Source organism: Methyloversatilis universalis EHg5 (assembly GCF_000378945.1).
Taxonomy (GTDB): Bacteria; Pseudomonadota; Gammaproteobacteria; order Burkholderiales; family Rhodocyclaceae; genus Methyloversatilis; species Methyloversatilis universalis_A.
In genome coordinates this window covers 2,717,127-2,732,682 of the sequence record NZ_KB900539.1, presented here as the reverse complement: position 1 = coordinate 2,732,682, position 15,556 = coordinate 2,717,127, and the positions used below count along the sequence as shown (strand labels likewise).

Here is a 15,556-nt window from a genome sequence, read left to right as displayed (position 1 = left end):
ATGTCCTCAGCGCAGCAGCAGGGCAGGGTCGGCGCGCAGCAGGCCGCGTACCGCGAACAGGCCTGAACCCAGCGCCAGTGCAAGCACCGCCAGCGCGCAGCCGCCGGCCACCGGCAGCGTGAGCTGGACCGGCACGTCGTTGCGCGCGGCGATGAACAGCAGCACTGCGCTGGTCACGCCGCCGATCGCGAGGCCCAGCCCGCCTATCCAGCACGACTGTTCCAGCACCACCCGGCTGAGTGCGCGCAGGCTGGCGCCGAGCGCATTCAGCGTGGCGTATTCGCGGGCGGACGCGATCACCACCGCGGTCAGCGACTGGCTGGTGACGATGGCGCCGACGATGCAGACGATGACCGCCATGAACAGAACCGCGATGCCGGCGCCGGTATCGAGCAGCCAGTACAACTGCGAACGGCGTGCGAATTCGCGTGCGGTCCACAGTTCGTACGGCCCGAAGCTGGCGGCACCGGCCAGGCGGTCGCGCACTGCCGTCGCCTGCACCGGGTCGCGCAGGCGCGCCACCACATAGGTGCTGCCGGTACCGGCGTCGCCCGGCTGCAGCAGGCGGGCGGTGTCCTGCGATGCCAGCACGTTCACGCCGCCCAGCGCCCGCAGGCCGGTGACTGCCGCGGCGATGCGCACCCGCCGGCCGTTCAGCCAGGCGGTGCCGCCGACGCCGGTGCCCAGCTGTTCGAGATCGGCGCGATCGACGATGACCGTGTCCGGGCTGCGCAGCAGCGCTCTCAGATAAGGCGTCAGGATGCGCGAGAACATCAGCGCGTCGGCCGAGGTGGAAATGCCGGACACGAAGACCGAAACCCCGCCGCCTGAGCGCTGCGCGTTGTACCAGTCGCCCTCGACCCACAGATAGGATTCAACCGCGCTCACAGCCGGGTCCATGCCCAGGTGCAGCGCCACGTCCGGCCCGATCTCGCGGCCGAAGTTCACGCTCTGCGTGCCGGGGTAGCCGGCCCACAGGTCAGCGGAAGAGGCATTGATGTAGAGGGCGGCGCTGCCGAAGATGCCCTCGACCAGAGCAGCCTGCACCACCAGCAGCACGCATGAGAAGGCGACCGCGAACAGCGCGGGCACGAAGCGCCGCCATTCATGGAACAGCGTCTTGCGTGCCAGCGGAATCATGGCGTGGCCTCCGCCGGCAGCGCGGCACCGCCGAGCGAACGGAACAGCGCGACGAAGGACAGCGTGCGGTCCAGTTCGGCGGCCGAGAGGTCCAGTTCGGCCAGCAGCGCGTCGCGGTGTGCGCCCAGCACCGCAAGTTCGCTCGACAGGCCAGCCTGCCTGCGCGCGATGGCCGCCTGTTGGCGGCTGCGCAGCAGGTCCAGCGCGTCGGCCAGCCGGTCGCGGCGGGCGGTGGTCGCCTGCAGCGCAGCCAGCGCCTGTTCGGTTTCGGCCACGCCTTCGAGCACGGTCTGGCGGTAGGCCTGCAGGCTGCCCTGCAGCGCTTCTTCGCGTGCGCTGACTGCGGCGCGGCGCTGCCCCCAGTCGAACAGCGGAATGTCGATCGCCGGCCCGATCGCCGGCAGATGGTCGGTCCGGGTGCCGATGCTTTTCGTGATGTTGTAGGCGTAGAGCAGTGACGCACCCAGCGACAGCTTGGGGTAGAGGTCGGCCCGTGCGATGCCCAGTTCGCCGGCGGCCCGCAGCACGCCCGCTTCAGCGTGGCGGATTTCCGGCCGCTGGCGGAGCAGGTCGGCCGGCAGCTGAGTCAGCGAGAACGGTGGCACCACCGGTGACGACGCGTCCTGCAGCCAGGACGGATCGGGTTCGGTGCGGCCGAGCAGCAGTGCCAGGCCCTGCGCCGAACGGTCGCGCTGTTGTTCGGGCTGGGCGCCGCCGGCTTCGGTGCGTGCGAGCTGGGCGCCGGCTTCGAGTACCGCGCCGTGCGTGCCCAGGCGCTGGGTTTCGAGTACCGCCAGCAGATCGCGGCTGCGGCCGTCGACTGCGGCCAGATCGTGGAACAGTGCGGACTGACGGCTGGCGGCACGCAGTTCGGCATAGGTGCGGACCACGCCGGCCACCGTATTGACGCGCGCCAGCTGGGTGTCGGCGTGGACGATGTCGAGGTCGGCGCGGGCGGACCTCTGGTGGGATTCGCGTGCGCCGAAGGCGCCGATCTCCCACACCATGTCCAGACCGACGTGCAGATAGGTGTCGGTGGCTGACACGTCCTGCAGCGTGCGCGAGGACAGCGACAGCACCGGGCGGTACAGCGCGTCACCGCCGCTGGCGATGGCTGCGGCCTGGCGCAGCCGGCTGTGCGCCTGAGCCAGCGTGAGGTTGTCGCGCAGTGCGCGGGTGACCAGATCGTTGAGTACCGGATCACCCAGACGGGTCCACCAGAGCGCCGGGTCGGCGACCGGAGCGCCGGCATGCAGCACCGGTCGCGCGCGCCAGGCGGCCGGCACCACGTCGGGCAGCGGCGGCATGTCCACCGTGGCGCAGCCGGCCAATCCGCTCAGTGCGAGGGCGCCCATCATCAGCGTGCCAAGTCGGTGCAGCTGCAAGGTATGCAAAATCCGGAACAGGTCAGGGTGCCTATTGAATCGCGGCAACCTTGAGCCGTCGTGCGGCTTGTGTGGAGGTTTTGTGGAGAGGGCGCAGGCTTGCCACACCGGCTGGACGGGGCGCTACACTGCGCGTCATTCCTGTGCGCCCGATGCCGCTTTCATTCATCGGCGCAGGCAGCCGAGGTCCGTTTGCAGATGTCCGCAACCCACGATGCGTCCCCGTCCTCTCAGCTCGTCCTGGTCGTCGAGGACGAACCGGCGATCGCCGAAATCCTGCTGGCCTACCTGAAGCGCGACGGCCTGCGCGCGGTGCATGCCCTGTCCGGCGAAGAGGCGCTGCAGATGTTCGCGCGCATCCGGCCGGATCTGGTGCTGCTCGACATCCAGCTGCCGGGCATGGACGGCATCGACGTGCTGAACAGCGTGCGGGCGGCCGGTGAGGTACCGGTCATCATGGTGACCGCCCGCGCCGAAGACGTGGACAAGCTGCTCAGCCTGCGGCTGGGCGCCGACGACTACGTGGTGAAGCCCTTCAGTCCGGCCGAAGTGGTGGCCCGGGTGCGCGCGGTGCTGCGCCGCTCTGCCCGGCGCGAGGAGGGGGCGCGCAAGGAACTGATCCGGGTCGGGCGGCTGATCGTCGACATGAGCGCGCACTGTGCGCTGGTCGAGGACGAGCAGGGCAACCAGCTGCCGCTGCCGCTCACGCTGACCGAGTTCCGGCTGCTCGCCTGCATGGCGCGACAGCCGCGGCAGTGCTTCTCGCGCAGCCACCTGATCGAAACCTGTCTGCCGGAGAGCGACGCGATGGACCGCGTCATCGACTCCCATCTGAGCAAGCTGCGGCGCAAGCTGCAGCAGGCCGGGCTGGGCGACCTGATCGAAACCGTACGCAGCATCGGATACCGCCTGTGGCCCGAGGCCTAGACCGCATCTGGATCCGCTTCGGCCTGTGGATCGCCGCCACGGTGCTGGTGACGGTGGCGGTGCTCAGCGTGAGCGTGGGCCTGTTCGCGCAGCACGAGTACAGCGAGTTCCAGAAAAGCCTGCCGGAAGCGGTGCGGCACGAGCTTGATGCGCTGCACGGCGCCGGGCTGGAAGACAGCCCGCGCGCGATGGCGATCTACGGCGAGTACTGGACCGGCGACATCCTGTTCGGCGAGAAATGGTCGCTGGTGATCGGCCTGCTGGTCTGTCTGCCGGTCGGCCTGGTGACCGGCTTCATGGTGTCGCGGCTGGTGACGCTGCCGCTGGCATCGATGGCCGAAGCGGCGCAGCGGGTGGCGACCGGCGATTTTTCAGTGCGGGCGCACACCGGCCGCTATCGCGGCGAGCTGGCGGAAATGGTGCGCCACTTCAATCACATGACCGACGCGCTCGAAATGCTCGAACGCGAACGCAAGATGACGGCGGCCGCGGTGTCGCACGAACTGCGCACGCCGCTGACCGTGCTGCGGGCCCGGCTGCATGCGCTGTGCGATGGCGTGATCGCGCCCGGGCCGGACGAGTTCCATACCTTGCTGGATCAGGTCGAACATCTCGGCCGGCTGGTCGAGGATCTGCACACGCTGTCGCTGGCCGATGCCGGCCGGCTGTCCATGCAGCTCGAATGGCTGGATCTGGTGCCGCTGGTCGACGAGGTGCTGGCCACTTTCGAGGGTCGGCTGATGGAGCATGCGATGACGACCGAAATCCGTCATGAGCTGGACGAGGCCTGGGTGCATGCCGACCGCGACCGCATGCGCCAGGTGCTGGTCAATCTGATCGAGAACGCGCTGCGTCACGCGCATGACGGCGGCTGGCTGGGAGTGCGGGTGGCGGCCGAGGCGGGTGGCCGGAACGCGCTGATCGAAGTCAGCGACGGTGGCATGGGGTTGTCCGAAGAGGCGCGGCGCCATCTGTTCCAGCGCTTCATGCGCACCGACCGGTCGCGCTCGAAGGCCACCGGCGGATCCGGTCTCGGTCTGTCGATCGCGCATGCGCTGGTGGTGCGTCAGGGCGGCACGCTGGTGGCGGATGCGTCGGAACGCGGCGGCGCACGCTTCATCATCACGATGCCGCTGCGGCCCTCGCTGTCTTCATCCTGAAGCGCCCGGACGGGGCACCGTCTGCCCGGGCCTGACCGCCCGCTGCCGGACCTCGGCGGTGTCGGCAGCAGGCGCCGGTGTGGCCGGCAGCTGGAGCTGGAAGCGAAAGGTGCTGCCGGCGCCCGGCTCGCTGTCGACCTCGATGCGGCCGCCCATTGCGCCGACCAGACGCTGACTGATGGCCAGACCGAGGCCGGTGCCGCCATAGCTGCGGGTGGCCGAGCCATCGACCTGCGAGAACGGGCGGAACAGCCGCTCCAGCTTGTCCGGCGCGATGCCGATGCCGGTATCGCTGACCGCCCATTCCAGCGCACCGCGCCCGTCGTCCGTCGCGGTGGCACGCACGCCCAGCGTGACCCGACCCAGCCGGGTGAATTTGACCGCGTTGCCGACCAGATTCACCAGCACCTGACGCAGCCGCTGCGCATCGACCTCAATGTGCAGATGCGGCGGCAGGGCGGATTCGACGGCAAGTGCGAGCCCTTTCGCTTCCGCTGCGCTCCGGCTGATGGACAGCACGCTCTCGTGCAGTTCGGTCAGCAGGCAGGGTTGCGGGTCGAGCTCCAGCATGCCGGCTTCGATCTTGCTGAAGTCGAGGATGTCGCTGATCAGGCTGAGCAGGTTATTGCCGCAATCGATCAGCGTATCGACATAGGCGGTCTGCTCTGCGTCGAGCGAGGACGACGCGAGCAACTGGGCCATGCCGATCACGCCATTCATCGGCGTACGGATTTCATGGCTCATGGTGGCCAGGAACTGCGATTTGGCGCGGTCGGCCTGTTCCGCCCGTTCCAGTGCGGCGGCGAGATTGCGGGTGCGTTCCTCGACCTGTGCCTCCAGTGTGGCGGTGAGCCCGCGCAGCGCCTCGTTGCTGGCGTACAGCTCGCGTGCCTTGTCCTCGAGCACCTTCTCCGCCTCCTGGCGGGCGGTGCGTTCGCGTGTGAGCCGGCGCTCGTAGAGCGCCAACGTCTTCGCGACCTCCTCTTCGTTCATGTTCAGATACGCGTGAGCGTGAAGCGGATCGCGCTGCCGGACGCTGCCTGCAGGTCTTCGCGGCGGACGGAGATGCGTTCGCCGAAATGTGCGATGCAGGCGCGGATGAGTCCCTCGGCCAGATCGCCGAAATGGCGGTCCGAGCGGTAGGTCATTTCCAGCGTCCTGACGCCGTCACCACCGATGTCGAAATGGGGCGGCCGGGCATCCGGATAGAGCTTGCGTACCTCCGGGTGGATGATGGATTCAATGCTGGACAGCATCTGGAACGCGTCCTTCATGCCGGCAAACAACTGGGGGTAGCCCTTGTGGAAGCGCCCGAACAGGTACTCACCGAAGGTTTTCACCAGATCGGACACCGGCGCACCGGTGCGGGCCGACAGTTCGACCACCATATTCACCAGTTCGCGGTGATCGTAATGGCCGACCGCGGTGTAGGCGCCGCCATTGGGTGGCGCGACCGCCTGGATCACCTCGTCCATCAGTTCCGGGGTGTAGCGCTGTTCCACCATGTCGATGAATTCGGTAAACACCATGCCCTTCATCCGGATCTCCGAGCGCTCTTGTCGTGAACAGCGTTATCGGTTGTCACAACAGGGGCTTGAGTGCGTGTTCCGTGCGCCGGTGGCGGGTGGGACGCCGCAGCGCACTTCCGAATATGCACCCTTCTGAGGCGTTCGAACCTTTATACTTCGCCGCCTCAGCGAGGAGAGCGCCCCATGAAGAAAATCGAAGCAATCATCAAGCCGTTCAAGCTCGACGAAGTCCGCGAAGGTCTGTCCGAAGTCGGTGTGACCGGTCTTACCGTCACCGAGGTAAAGGGTTTCGGCCGCCAGAAGGGCCATACCGAGCTGTACCGCGGCGCCGAGTACGTGGTCGACTTCCTGCCCAAGATCAAGATCGAGGTGATCGTGGCCGACGAGACGGTCGAACAGGCGGTGGAGGCCATCATCAAGGCCGCGCGCACTGGCAAGATCGGCGATGGCAAGATTTTCGTGATGCCGGTCGAGCAGGTGATCCGCATCCGCACCGGCGAAGCCGGCGAAGCGGCGATCTGATTTCCGCCGCGGCCGGCGGCGCGCAGTCAGGCGAAGGCCTGACTCAGTCGCGCGTGGCCGGCTTCAGCAGCACCATCAGGGCCCCGGCGCCGCCTTCGTGCGGCCGGGCCTGACAGAAGGCGAGCACCTCCGGCCGGTGCATCAGCCAGCGCAGCACCAGTCCTTTCAGTACCGGCTCCCGTCCGGGAGATCCCAGTCCTTTCCCGTGTATCACCCGCACGCAGCGAATGCCGCGGCGGTGAGCGTCGTGCAGGAATTCGACCACAAGGTCGTGTGCCACGTCGCGCGTGGCGCCGTGCAGGTCGATCTGCCCCTGTGACACCCAGCGGCCGCGGCGCAGGTCGCGCAGCACCTGCCGGGTCAGTCCGGCGCGCAGGAAGGAAGGCTCTTCGCCCCCCTCAAGTCTGAGGTCGATGGACAGCGGGCCGCGCAGCGATTCGGCCAGCACCGACAGGTCGTCGGCTTCGCGCTGCGCAGGCCAGGCGCGCGGCGGCGGAAGCTCAAGCAGGACGCGGTCGGTGGTGATCGGCTGTACGCCGACCACCGCCTGCCGGAACAGCGCGATGTCGTCCTCGCTGGGCAGCGCGGGCGCCTTCGGGTGGCGCCGCTTCTTCGATGACATGCAGCGGGTCTTGCGACCGCACTCAGGCCAGGCCGAGACTGTCCAGGTAGCGTTCGGCGTCCAGTGCCGCCATGCAGCCGGTGCCGGCGCTGGTGACCGCCTGCCGGTAGATGTGGTCCTGCACGTCGCCGGCCGCGAACACACCGGCAATGCTGGTGGCGGTGAAATTGCCGTTGCGGCCGGCCTGGGTCACCAGATAGCCGCCTTCCATCTCGAGCTGGCCTTCGAAAAGCTGGGTGTTGGGCTGGTGGCCGATGGCGATGAACACGCCGGCGAGCGCGACGTCCTCGGTGCTGCCGTCCTGCGTCGACTTGATGCGCATGCCGGTCACGCCGGTCTTGTCGCCCAGCACTTCGTCCAGCGTGCTGTTCCAGCGGATGGTGACCTTGCCCTGCTTTTCCTTTTCGAACAGCTTGTCCTGCAGGATTTTCTCGGACTTGAACTTGTCGCGGCGATGCACCACGGTCACGTGGCGCGCGATGTTCGACAGGTAGAGCGCCTCTTCGACCGCGGTATTGCCGCCGCCGATCACCGCCACGTCCTGGTTGCGGTAGAAGAAGCCGTCGCAGGTGGCGCAGGCGGACACGCCCTTGCCGGCGAAGGTCTCTTCCGACGGCAGGCCGAGGTATTTGGCACTGGCGCCGGTGGCGATGATGAGTGCGTCGCAGGTGTACTCGCCACTGTCGCCGACCAGACGGATCGGCTTTTCCTTCAGGTGCGCGGTGTGGATGTGGTCGAACACCATTTCGGTTTCGAAGCGCTCGGCGTGGCGCTGGAAGCGGGACATCAGGTCCGGGCCCTGGACACCGTCGGCGTCCGCCGGCCAGTTATCCACGTCGGTGGTGGTCATCAGCTGACCGCCCTGCGCCAGGCCGGTGATCAGCACCGGCTTGAGGTTGGCACGGGCGGCATAGACGGCGGCGGTATAGCCGGCCGGGCCCGAACCGAGGATGAGCAGGCGGGAATGACGTACAGCCATGGCGGTATTCCGTTCGTTGTATTGAAAAGGAGTCGGGCGATTATAGCGAGCCGGCCTGCATCGGCTGCCCGGGCTCAAGTTCGGGTGAGTCAGGACCGATACAGGTGACAGATAATGGGTCAGTTTGTTTCCGCTGTGAAAAACTCCCTATAATCAGGGCCGCTTCAGTGTTTGTGGCTCGATCAGGCTGAAGGCACGCAGCGACGCGGCCTCGGCAACGACCACAGGCGCGACGATCCATTCAAAGCGGCGCAGCCTGTTGCCCCATCCGGCATGCCCGTATCAGGAGGTCTTTTGATGGTAACGGCTCACCCCGTTTCAATTACCGCTCTGCGGACGTTTTCGATGTTCAGCGGTCTGGCCGACGCGAGCCTGGAGCCGATCGCCAAGGTTTCGAACATGCGGCGCGTGCCGCGTGGTTCCATCGTGGTGCGCGCTGGTGACAAGACCGATTTCGTATATCTGGTTCTTTCCGGCAGTCTCAAGGTGCTGGTGAGCGACGAGGAAGGTCGCGAAGTCATCCTGTCCATGCTCGGCCCGGGCGAACTGTTCGGCGAAATGGGCGTGCTGGATGACAACCCGCGCTCCGCCACCGTGGTGACCGTGGTGCCCAGCGATCTCATCGTGATCGCCAAGAGCGATTTCAAGCGGGTGCTGCAGGAGAACTTCGAAGTGTCGATGTTCATCATGCGCAATCTGGTGGCGCGCCTGCGCACCGCCGACCGCAAGATCGAAAGCCTGGCGCTGATGGATGTCTATGGCCGTGTTGCCCGCCTGCTGCTGGAAATGGCCGACGAGGTCAATGGCGAGAAGGTGGTGAACCGCAAGATTTCCAAGCAGGACATCGCCAAGATGATCGGTGCGTCGCGCGAAATGGTGTCGCGCGTCATGAAGGACCTGCACCTGCAGGGCCTGATCGAGGAAACCAACGGCAAGATCCTGCTGCGCGAGCGGCTCGAAACCGTCTGACCCGGCTGTTTCCCCCTGATGCACACGGGCCGCTGATGCGGCCCGTGCCGCTTATATAATCCGGCTTTGTTTCTCCCCCGGCCCCGCGCCATTTCCCCTGTGGCGAAAGACGCTCAGCAGCTTCCCCTTCCCGAACGCATCGCCGCCGTGCTGCACGAAGCACGGTGGCTCATCCTGGGCGCGCTTGCGCTCTATCTGGTCATGGTGCTGGGCGGTTACGACCGCGCCGACCCTGGCTGGTCGCACGCGTCCATCGTCGAGCAGGTGCACAACCCGGGTGGCCGCTTCGGCGCCTGGCTGTCCGATCTGGCGCTTTTCCTGTTCGGCCTGTCCGCCTGGTGGTGGGTGGCCATGCTGATAGGCGGCTGCGTCTGGCTGGCCCGCAGCGCCGAGCGTCGTGAGGACCGCCGTCCGCTGTTCGTCGCGCTGGCCGGTTTCCTGATTGTGCTGCTGGCCAGCTGCGCACTGGAAGCCATCCGTTTCTACAGTCTGAAAGCCGAACTGCCGGTCGGTCCGGGCGGCATGGTGGGCATGGAACTCGGGCGGTTGCTGAGCGGGGCTTTCGGTTTCACCGGCAGCACGCTGCTGCTGCTGGTCACGCTGTGCGTCGGCCTGAGCGCGATGACCGGGGTGACCTGGCTGCGCGCGGCCGAGCGGGTAGGCAACGGTCTTGAAACCGGCTGGTTCGCGGCACTGCACGCGGTGATTCGCTGGCGCGACCGCCGCATCGGCGAACAGGTGGCGGAACAGCGTGAGGCGGTGGTCGAGGCCGAGCGCCGCAAGCCGACCCGCCGGCGCGAACCCGTACGCATCGAGGTGCCGGAAGTCGAGGTGCAGAAGTCGGAACGGGTGGAGAAGGAACGCCAGCAGACGCTGTTTGCCGATCTGCCGGGTTCGCTGCCGCCGCTGGCGCTGCTGGACGAAGCCAAGCACGAGGTCGAGCCGCCCAGCCCGGAGTCGCTGGAACTGATTTCCCGCCAGATCGAACGCAAGCTGGCCGACTTCAACGTCGAGGTGAAGGTGCTGGCGGCCTATCCGGGCCCGGTCATCACGCGCTACGAAATCGAACCGGCGACCGGCGTGAAGGGCAGCCAGATCGTCAATCTGGTGAAGGATCTGGCGCGCGCGCTGTCGGTCATGAGCATACGCGTGGTCGAAACCATCCCCGGCAAGACCTGCATGGGGCTGGAAATTCCGAATACCCGGCGGCAGATCGTGCGGCTGTCGGAAATCCTCGGCTCCGCGGTCTATCACGACATGGCCAGCCCGCTCACGATGGCGCTGGGCAAGGACATCGGCGGTCAGCCCATGGTGGCCGATCTCGCGCGCATGCCGCACGTGCTGGTCGCCGGTACCACCGGCTCCGGCAAGTCGGTGGCGATCAACGCGATGATCCTGTCGCTGCTGTACAAGGCGGACCCGAGCAAGGTGCGGCTCATCATGGTCGACCCGAAAATGCTGGAACTGTCGGTCTATGAAGGCATTCCGCATCTGCTGGCGCCGGTAGTGACCGACATGCGGCACGCCGCCAACGCGCTGAACTGGTGCGTCGGCGAAATGGACCGCCGCTACAAGCTCATGTCGGCGATGGGCGTGCGCAATCTGGCCGGTTACAACAGCAAGATCGCCGACGCTGAAAAGGCTGGCACGCCGCTGACCAATCCGTTCTCGATCACGCCGGAAACGCCGGAGCCGCTGTCGACCATGCCGATGATCGTGGTCGTCATCGACGAACTGGCCGACCTGATGATGGTGGCCGGCAAGAAGATCGAGGAACTGATTGCCCGCCTGGCGCAGAAGGCGCGCGCGGCCGGCATTCACCTCATTCTCGCGACGCAGCGTCCGTCGGTCGATGTGATCACCGGCCTGATCAAGGCCAATGTGCCGACCCGCATCGCCTTCCAGGTGTCGAGCAAGATCGATTCACGCACCATCCTCGACCAGATGGGCGCCGAAGCGCTGCTGGGGCAGGGCGACATGCTCTACCTCGCACCGGGTACCGGCGTGCCGATCCGGGTGCATGGCGCTTTCGTCGCCGACGGCGAAGTGCACAAGGTGGTCGAGCATCTGAAGACCACCGGCGCGCCCGATTACGTCGAAGGCATCCTGAGTGGCGCCGGTGACGACGACGGCGGCGAACTGTCGCTCGACGGCGCCGGCGGCGGGAGCGCCGACGGCGAATCGGACCCTTTGTACGATCAGGCGGTCGAAGTCGTGCTCAAGACCCGGCGCCCGTCCATTTCGCTGGTGCAGCGTCATCTGCGCATCGGCTACAACCGCGCGGCGCGGCTGATCGAACAGATGGAACGGTCGGGTCTGGTAACCCCGATGAACGCCACCGGCGGCCGCGAAGTGATCGCGCCCGCCCGCGAGGAATGACCATGACTTCACGCTTTCGAAGCTGCATTGCCGCCGTCGTACTGGCGCTGCCGGTGTCGGCCTTTGCCGCCGGCGCGATCGAGCAGCTGCGCGCTTTCGTCGAATCCACGCAGTCCGGCCGCGCCAGCTTCGACCAGCAGGTGACCGCTAAATCCGGCCGCAAGCCGCAGAACGCCAGCGGCACCATGGCCTTCTCGCGTCCGGGCAAGTTCCGCTGGACCTATGACAAGCCCTATTACCAGCTGCTGGTCGGCGACGGCGAAAAGCTGTGGGTGCATGATCGCGACCTGAATCAGGTCACGGTCAAGAAACTCGGTGATGCGCTGGCGTCCACGCCGGCCGCACTGCTGGCCGGCCGCAACGAGCTGGAGAAGAACTTCGAACTGAGCGAAGGCGGTGCGGAAGACGGTCTGGACTGGGTGGATGCGAAGCCGAAAGCCACCGAAGGCGGATTCGAGGCGGTGCGCATCGGCTTCAAGGAGGGCCTGCTGCGCGGCATGGTGCTGCGCGACAGTTTCGGTCAGACGACGAAGCTGCGTTTCACCGCCTTCGAGCGCAATCCGGCCATCGACCCTGCGCAGTTCCGCTTTACGCCGCCTGCAGGCGCCGACGTGATCAGCGACGACGCGAAGAAGTGACCCCGGGCAGCGAGTGATCTGCAGTGACTGATCTTTTCGGCATGCCGGACGAGCCGGCTTCACCCGCGCGCGCTGCCTCAACCGCGACCGAGGTCCGGACGTCAGCCAACGCGCCTCTGGCCGAATTGCTGCGTCCGAAGACGCCGGACGAGGTGATCGGCCAGCAGCATCTGCTCGGGCCGGGCAAGCCGCTGCGGCTTGCTTTCGAATCCGGCATTCCGCACTCGATGATCCTGTGGGGCCCGCCGGGCGTTGGCAAGACCACGCTGGCGCGGCTGATGGCGAACGCCTTCGATGCCGAATTCACCGCGCTGTCGGCGGTGTTCTCCGGCGTGAAGGACATCCGCGAGGCGATGCAGCGTGCCGAGACAGTGGCCGCCAACACCGGGCGACGCACCATCCTGTTCGTCGACGAGGTGCACCGCTTCAACAAGGCGCAGCAGGACGCCTTCCTGCCCTATGTCGAATCGGGCGTGGTCACCTTCATCGGCGCCACCACCGAGAATCCGAGTTTCGAAGTCAATTCGGCGCTGCTGTCGCGTGCTTCCGTCTACGTCCTGCAGAGCCTGAATGAAGACGAGATGGTGACGCTGTTCGAACGTGCCCGCGACAGCGCGCTCGGCGGCCTGAACTTCGACGAGGACGCGCGCACGCGGCTGATCGGCTTCGCTGATGGTGATGCGCGCAAGCTGCTGAACCTGCTCGAACAGCTGGGCACGGCCGCGCGCACGGCGAAGGTTGATCCGGTCACCGCCGCCTTCGTCGATAGCACGCTGTCGCGCAATCTGCGTCGCTTTGACAAGGGCGGGGACGCGTTCTACGACCAGATTTCGGCGCTGCACAAGTCGGTGCGCGGCTCCAATCCGGATGCCGCGCTGTACTGGTTCGTACGCATGCTCGACGGCGGCGCGGATCCGCTCTATCTGGGCCGGCGCATCGTGCGCATGGCGGTCGAGGACATCGGTCTGGCCGATCCCCGCGCCCTCGAAATATCACTGCAGGCCTGCCAGACCTATGAGCGCCTGGGATCGCCGGAGGGCGAACTTGCGCTGGCTCAGGCGGTGATTTTCCTCGCTTGCGCTGCCAAGTCGAATGCGGTCTATGCGGCCTATAACGAAGCGCGTCGCTTCGTTGCCGATGACGGTTCACGCCCGGTGCCGTTGCATCTGCGCAATGCGCCGACCAAGCTTATGAAGAACATGGGGTTTGGCGCCGAGTACCGCTACGCGCATGACGAGGAGGGGGGCTACGCCGCCGGCGAGCGCTACCTCCCGGACGGCATGAAGGATGTGCAGTGGTATCGCCCGACCGATCGCGGCATGGAAGCGAAGATTGCCGAAAAACTGAACTGGCTGCGAGAACAGGACCGCAAGGCAAAGGGCGACTGATCTGTCTGGCGGCCAGATTGGCGCCCGCAGACTGAGCCTCATTCCTTGCCAGGCCCTCGACGCGTCGTCTGCGGGCAGGCGGCGTACCTGCCTGCGCTTGATCGAGCCTGCGATGCAGCGAACTGCCTGTGCCGCGCAAACTGAACCGGTTCAGTGCAGATCCGGCTTGTGTACTGCGCAGAAGCGCTCTACTGCCGCCCGGGTGCGAGCACGTTCGTCCATGTTGAGGCGCTGGGCCGCCTGCTTCTCCGCGTCCTGCAGGAGGCGCAGCATGAGGTCCGCGCCGCCATCGCTCTGCAGCATCGCACCGGCCAGCGTGGCTGCCAGCATCGGCGAAAGACCGGTGTAGTCGGCAAGCACACCGACTTCCAGTTCGCTCAGATTGCTGTGATCAAGACAGTCGCGAAGTGACAGCATGACATTTGCTTGAAAGTTGCGAGGCAGGGTGACTATAACGCCCGGAGCACGGCGCGCTGTTAGAATTTTACGTTGCAAAGCTCGCTCTGAAAGGTTCAGGGCAGGCTCCCGTTCCATCAGCCACAGGTTCTTTTCATGCTAGACGCCCAACTGCTGCGCAGCCAGCTTGCCTTCGTTCAGGAACGCCTTGCCACCCGGGGTTTCGTGCTCGACGTTGCCCGCTTTGAGGCGCTGGAATCCGAACGCAAGCGCATCCAGACCGAAACCCAGGATCTGCAGGCCAAGCGTAATGCCGCCTCCAAACAGATCGGCCAGTTGAAGGCCAAGGGCGAAGACACCTCGGCAGTGATGGCCGAAGTCGCTGGCCTGGGAGATGCGCTGAAGGCGGGCGAAGAACGTCTTGCCGCGTTGCTGACCGATATTCAGGGCTTCGTTGCCTCTCTGCCCAACCTGCCACACGAATCGGTGCCGGTCGGCAGGTCCGAGGCGGATAACCTCGAGGTGCTGCGATGGGGCACGCCGCGCAGTTTCGATTTCGAAGTGAAGGACCACGTGGATGTCGGTACCGCGCTGGGTGGTCTCGATTTCGAGACCGCGACCAAGATCAGCGGCGCCCGTTTCACGCTGCTGCGTGCCGGCATTGCACGCATGCACCGGGCGCTTGCCCAGTTCATGCTCGATACGCACACCACCGAACACGGCTACACCGAGTTGTACGCACCTTATATGGTCAACGCGGAGAGCATGTTCGGGACCGGCCAGCTGCCGAAGTTTGAAGAAGACCTGTTCGCGGTGCCTCGTGGAGACGGCGGAAAGTTCTATCTGATTCCGACCGCGGAAGTGCCGGTCACCAATATCGTGCGCGATACCGTGCAGGCGGCATCGGCGCTCCCGCTCAAATTTGTCTGCCACACGCCGTGCTTCCGTTCGGAAGCAGGTTCGTACGGTCGGGACACGCGCGGCATGATTCGTCAGCACCAGTTCGACAAGGTCGAGCTGGTGCAGATCGTGACGCCGGACCGCTCTTGGGCTGCGCTGGAAGAGCTGACCGGTCACGCCGAAACCATCCTGCGCAGACTCGAACTGCCGTACCGCAAGATTGCGTTGTGTACTGGCGATATGGGTTTTGGGGCGGCCAAGACCTACGATCTCGAAGTCTGGCTGCCGGCGCAGAACACCTATCGCGAAATCTCGTCCTGCTCGAACTTTGAAACCTTCCAGGCGCGCCGCATGCAGGCACGCTTCAAGAACGAACAGGGCAAGAACGAAGTCCTGCATACGCTGAATGGCTCCGGTCTGGCCGTCGGCCGCACGCTTGTGGCCATCCTGGAGAACTACCAGCAGGCGGATGGCTCGGTCGTTGTGCCGGAGGCGCTGCGTCCGTGGATGGCGGGTGTCGACCGCATTTGTGCCTGAAGCACTGGGGGCGCAGGAAAGCTACGTAGTAGCGATTCGCTACAGGAAGTAGCAATTCGCTGTTGCCCGGTGCTATACTGCGCGC

Annotated in this window: 15 protein-coding genes; 8 read left to right on the top strand and 7 right to left on the bottom strand. The window is 66.0% G+C overall.

Translation table 11 applies throughout. The annotated features are described in order from the left end of the window. Window positions 1-6 precede the first annotated feature (6 nt). Both METUNV2_RS0112565 and METUNV2_RS0112560 read right to left on the bottom strand, forming a co-directional pair. Entirely contained in the window at window positions 7-1,140 is a 1,134-nt protein-coding gene (locus tag METUNV2_RS0112565) for an ABC transporter permease (RefSeq protein ID WP_018229820.1), read from the bottom strand. Continuing rightward, on the bottom strand, window positions 1,137-2,525 hold the full coding sequence (locus tag METUNV2_RS0112560; protein WP_018229819.1) for an efflux transporter outer membrane subunit: 1,389 nt from the start codon (window positions 2,523-2,525) through the stop codon (window positions 1,137-1,139). The genes METUNV2_RS0112565 and METUNV2_RS0112560 overlap by 4 nt, the downstream gene beginning before the upstream one ends. A gap of 198 nt (window positions 2,526-2,723) precedes the next feature. Between METUNV2_RS0112560 and METUNV2_RS0112555 the strand changes: the two genes are divergently transcribed. Continuing rightward, on the top strand, window positions 2,724-3,452 hold the full coding sequence (locus tag METUNV2_RS0112555; protein WP_008062867.1) for a response regulator: 729 nt from the start codon (window positions 2,724-2,726) through the stop codon (window positions 3,450-3,452). Then, entirely contained in the window at window positions 3,437-4,612 is a 1,176-nt protein-coding gene (locus tag METUNV2_RS0112550) for a sensor histidine kinase (RefSeq protein ID WP_018229818.1), read from the top strand. The genes METUNV2_RS0112555 and METUNV2_RS0112550 overlap by 16 nt, the downstream gene beginning before the upstream one ends. On the opposite strand, the gene METUNV2_RS19175 is transcribed toward METUNV2_RS0112550, so the two are convergent. Together METUNV2_RS19175 and METUNV2_RS0112540 are read right to left on the bottom strand one after the other, a co-directional pair. Continuing rightward, window positions 4,604-5,605 (bottom strand): ATP-binding protein, encoded by a 1,002-nt coding sequence (locus tag METUNV2_RS19175; protein ID WP_018229817.1) that lies wholly within the window; start codon window positions 5,603-5,605, stop codon window positions 4,604-4,606. The genes METUNV2_RS0112550 and METUNV2_RS19175 overlap by 9 nt on opposite strands. A gap of 2 nt (window positions 5,606-5,607) precedes the next feature. Then, complete coding sequence (locus tag METUNV2_RS0112540; RefSeq protein ID WP_026188127.1) at window positions 5,608-6,150, bottom strand: heme NO-binding domain-containing protein; 543 nt, start codon at window positions 6,148-6,150, stop codon at window positions 5,608-5,610. 174 nt (window positions 6,151-6,324) lie between these two features. Between METUNV2_RS0112540 and METUNV2_RS0112535 the strand changes: the two genes are divergently transcribed. Then, entirely contained in the window at window positions 6,325-6,663 is a 339-nt protein-coding gene (locus METUNV2_RS0112535) for a P-II family nitrogen regulator (RefSeq protein WP_018229815.1), read from the top strand. 43 nt (window positions 6,664-6,706) lie between these two features. Here the strand turns inward: METUNV2_RS0112535 and METUNV2_RS0112530 are convergent, their stop codons facing one another. Together METUNV2_RS0112530 and trxB are read right to left on the bottom strand one after the other, a co-directional pair. After that, window positions 6,707-7,285 carry a Smr/MutS family protein gene (locus tag METUNV2_RS0112530; RefSeq protein WP_018229814.1) on the bottom strand — a complete coding sequence of 193 codons (579 nt, stop codon included), beginning with the start codon at window positions 7,283-7,285 and terminating at the stop codon, window positions 6,707-6,709. A 22-nt stretch (window positions 7,286-7,307) separates the two neighbouring features. Next, a complete protein-coding gene (gene trxB, locus METUNV2_RS0112525; RefSeq protein ID WP_018229813.1) occupies window positions 7,308-8,264 on the bottom strand; it encodes a thioredoxin-disulfide reductase in 957 nt (318 codons plus the stop codon). A 345-nt stretch (window positions 8,265-8,609) separates the two neighbouring features. Here trxB and METUNV2_RS0112520 point away from each other — a divergent pair, with 345 nt between their 5' ends. The 4 genes from METUNV2_RS0112520 (at window position 8,610) to METUNV2_RS0112505 (ending at window position 13,638) form a co-directional block, all read left to right on the top strand. Continuing rightward, the gene (locus METUNV2_RS0112520) at window positions 8,610-9,233 is read left to right on the top strand and encodes a Crp/Fnr family transcriptional regulator (protein WP_008062880.1); all 624 of its coding nucleotides are present in this window, start codon (window positions 8,610-8,612) and stop codon (window positions 9,231-9,233) included. 147 nt (window positions 9,234-9,380) lie between these two features. Then, window positions 9,381-11,612 carry a DNA translocase FtsK gene (locus METUNV2_RS0112515; RefSeq protein ID WP_018229812.1) on the top strand — a complete coding sequence of 744 codons (2,232 nt, stop codon included), beginning with the start codon at window positions 9,381-9,383 and terminating at the stop codon, window positions 11,610-11,612. After that, window positions 11,609-12,250, top strand: a complete 642-nt coding sequence (lolA, locus tag METUNV2_RS0112510; RefSeq protein WP_018229811.1) for an outer membrane lipoprotein chaperone LolA — start codon at window positions 11,609-11,611, stop codon at window positions 12,248-12,250. The genes METUNV2_RS0112515 and lolA overlap by 4 nt, the downstream gene beginning before the upstream one ends. Before the next feature lie 41 nt (window positions 12,251-12,291). Next, complete coding sequence (locus METUNV2_RS0112505; protein WP_018229810.1) at window positions 12,292-13,638, top strand: replication-associated recombination protein A; 1,347 nt, start codon at window positions 12,292-12,294, stop codon at window positions 13,636-13,638. A 150-nt stretch (window positions 13,639-13,788) separates the two neighbouring features. On the opposite strand, the gene METUNV2_RS0112500 is transcribed toward METUNV2_RS0112505, so the two are convergent. After that, a complete protein-coding gene (locus METUNV2_RS0112500) occupies window positions 13,789-14,055 on the bottom strand; it encodes a hypothetical protein (RefSeq protein ID WP_018229809.1) in 267 nt (88 codons plus the stop codon). 135 nt (window positions 14,056-14,190) lie between these two features. Between METUNV2_RS0112500 and serS the strand changes: the two genes are divergently transcribed. Then, window positions 14,191-15,471: a serine--tRNA ligase gene (gene serS / locus METUNV2_RS0112495; RefSeq protein WP_018229808.1), complete on the top strand. Its 1,281-nt coding sequence runs from the start codon at window positions 14,191-14,193 to the stop codon at window positions 15,469-15,471. Window positions 15,472-15,556 lie beyond the last annotated feature (85 nt).

What these genes read in the sequence shown, in the direction of transcription:
- METUNV2_RS0112565 (WP_018229820.1), bottom strand. Translation starts at nt 1,140, where the DNA reads ATGATTCCGCTGGCACGCAAGACGCTGTTCCATGAATGGCGGCGCTTC.
- METUNV2_RS0112555 (WP_008062867.1), top strand. Translation starts at nt 2,724, where the DNA reads ATGTCCGCAACCCACGATGCGTCCCCGTCCTCTCAGCTCGTCCTGGTC.
- METUNV2_RS19175 (WP_018229817.1), bottom strand. Translation starts at nt 5,605, where the DNA reads ATGAACGAAGAGGAGGTCGCGAAGACGTTGGCGCTCTACGAGCGCCGG.
- METUNV2_RS0112540 (WP_026188127.1), bottom strand. Translation starts at nt 6,150, where the DNA reads ATGAAGGGCATGGTGTTTACCGAATTCATCGACATGGTGGAACAGCGC.
- METUNV2_RS0112535 (WP_018229815.1), top strand. Translation starts at nt 6,325, where the DNA reads ATGAAGAAAATCGAAGCAATCATCAAGCCGTTCAAGCTCGACGAAGTC.
- METUNV2_RS0112530 (WP_018229814.1), bottom strand. Translation starts at nt 7,285, where the DNA reads ATGTCATCGAAGAAGCGGCGCCACCCGAAGGCGCCCGCGCTGCCCAGC.
- trxB (WP_018229813.1), bottom strand. Translation starts at nt 8,264, where the DNA reads ATGGCTGTACGTCATTCCCGCCTGCTCATCCTCGGTTCGGGCCCGGCC.
- METUNV2_RS0112520 (WP_008062880.1), top strand. Translation starts at nt 8,610, where the DNA reads ATGTTCAGCGGTCTGGCCGACGCGAGCCTGGAGCCGATCGCCAAGGTT.
- lolA (WP_018229811.1), top strand. Translation starts at nt 11,609, where the DNA reads ATGACCATGACTTCACGCTTTCGAAGCTGCATTGCCGCCGTCGTACTG.
- METUNV2_RS0112505 (WP_018229810.1), top strand. Translation starts at nt 12,292, where the DNA reads ATGCCGGACGAGCCGGCTTCACCCGCGCGCGCTGCCTCAACCGCGACC.
- METUNV2_RS0112500 (WP_018229809.1), bottom strand. Translation starts at nt 14,055, where the DNA reads ATGCTGTCACTTCGCGACTGTCTTGATCACAGCAATCTGAGCGAACTG.
- serS (WP_018229808.1), top strand. Translation starts at nt 14,191, where the DNA reads ATGCTAGACGCCCAACTGCTGCGCAGCCAGCTTGCCTTCGTTCAGGAA.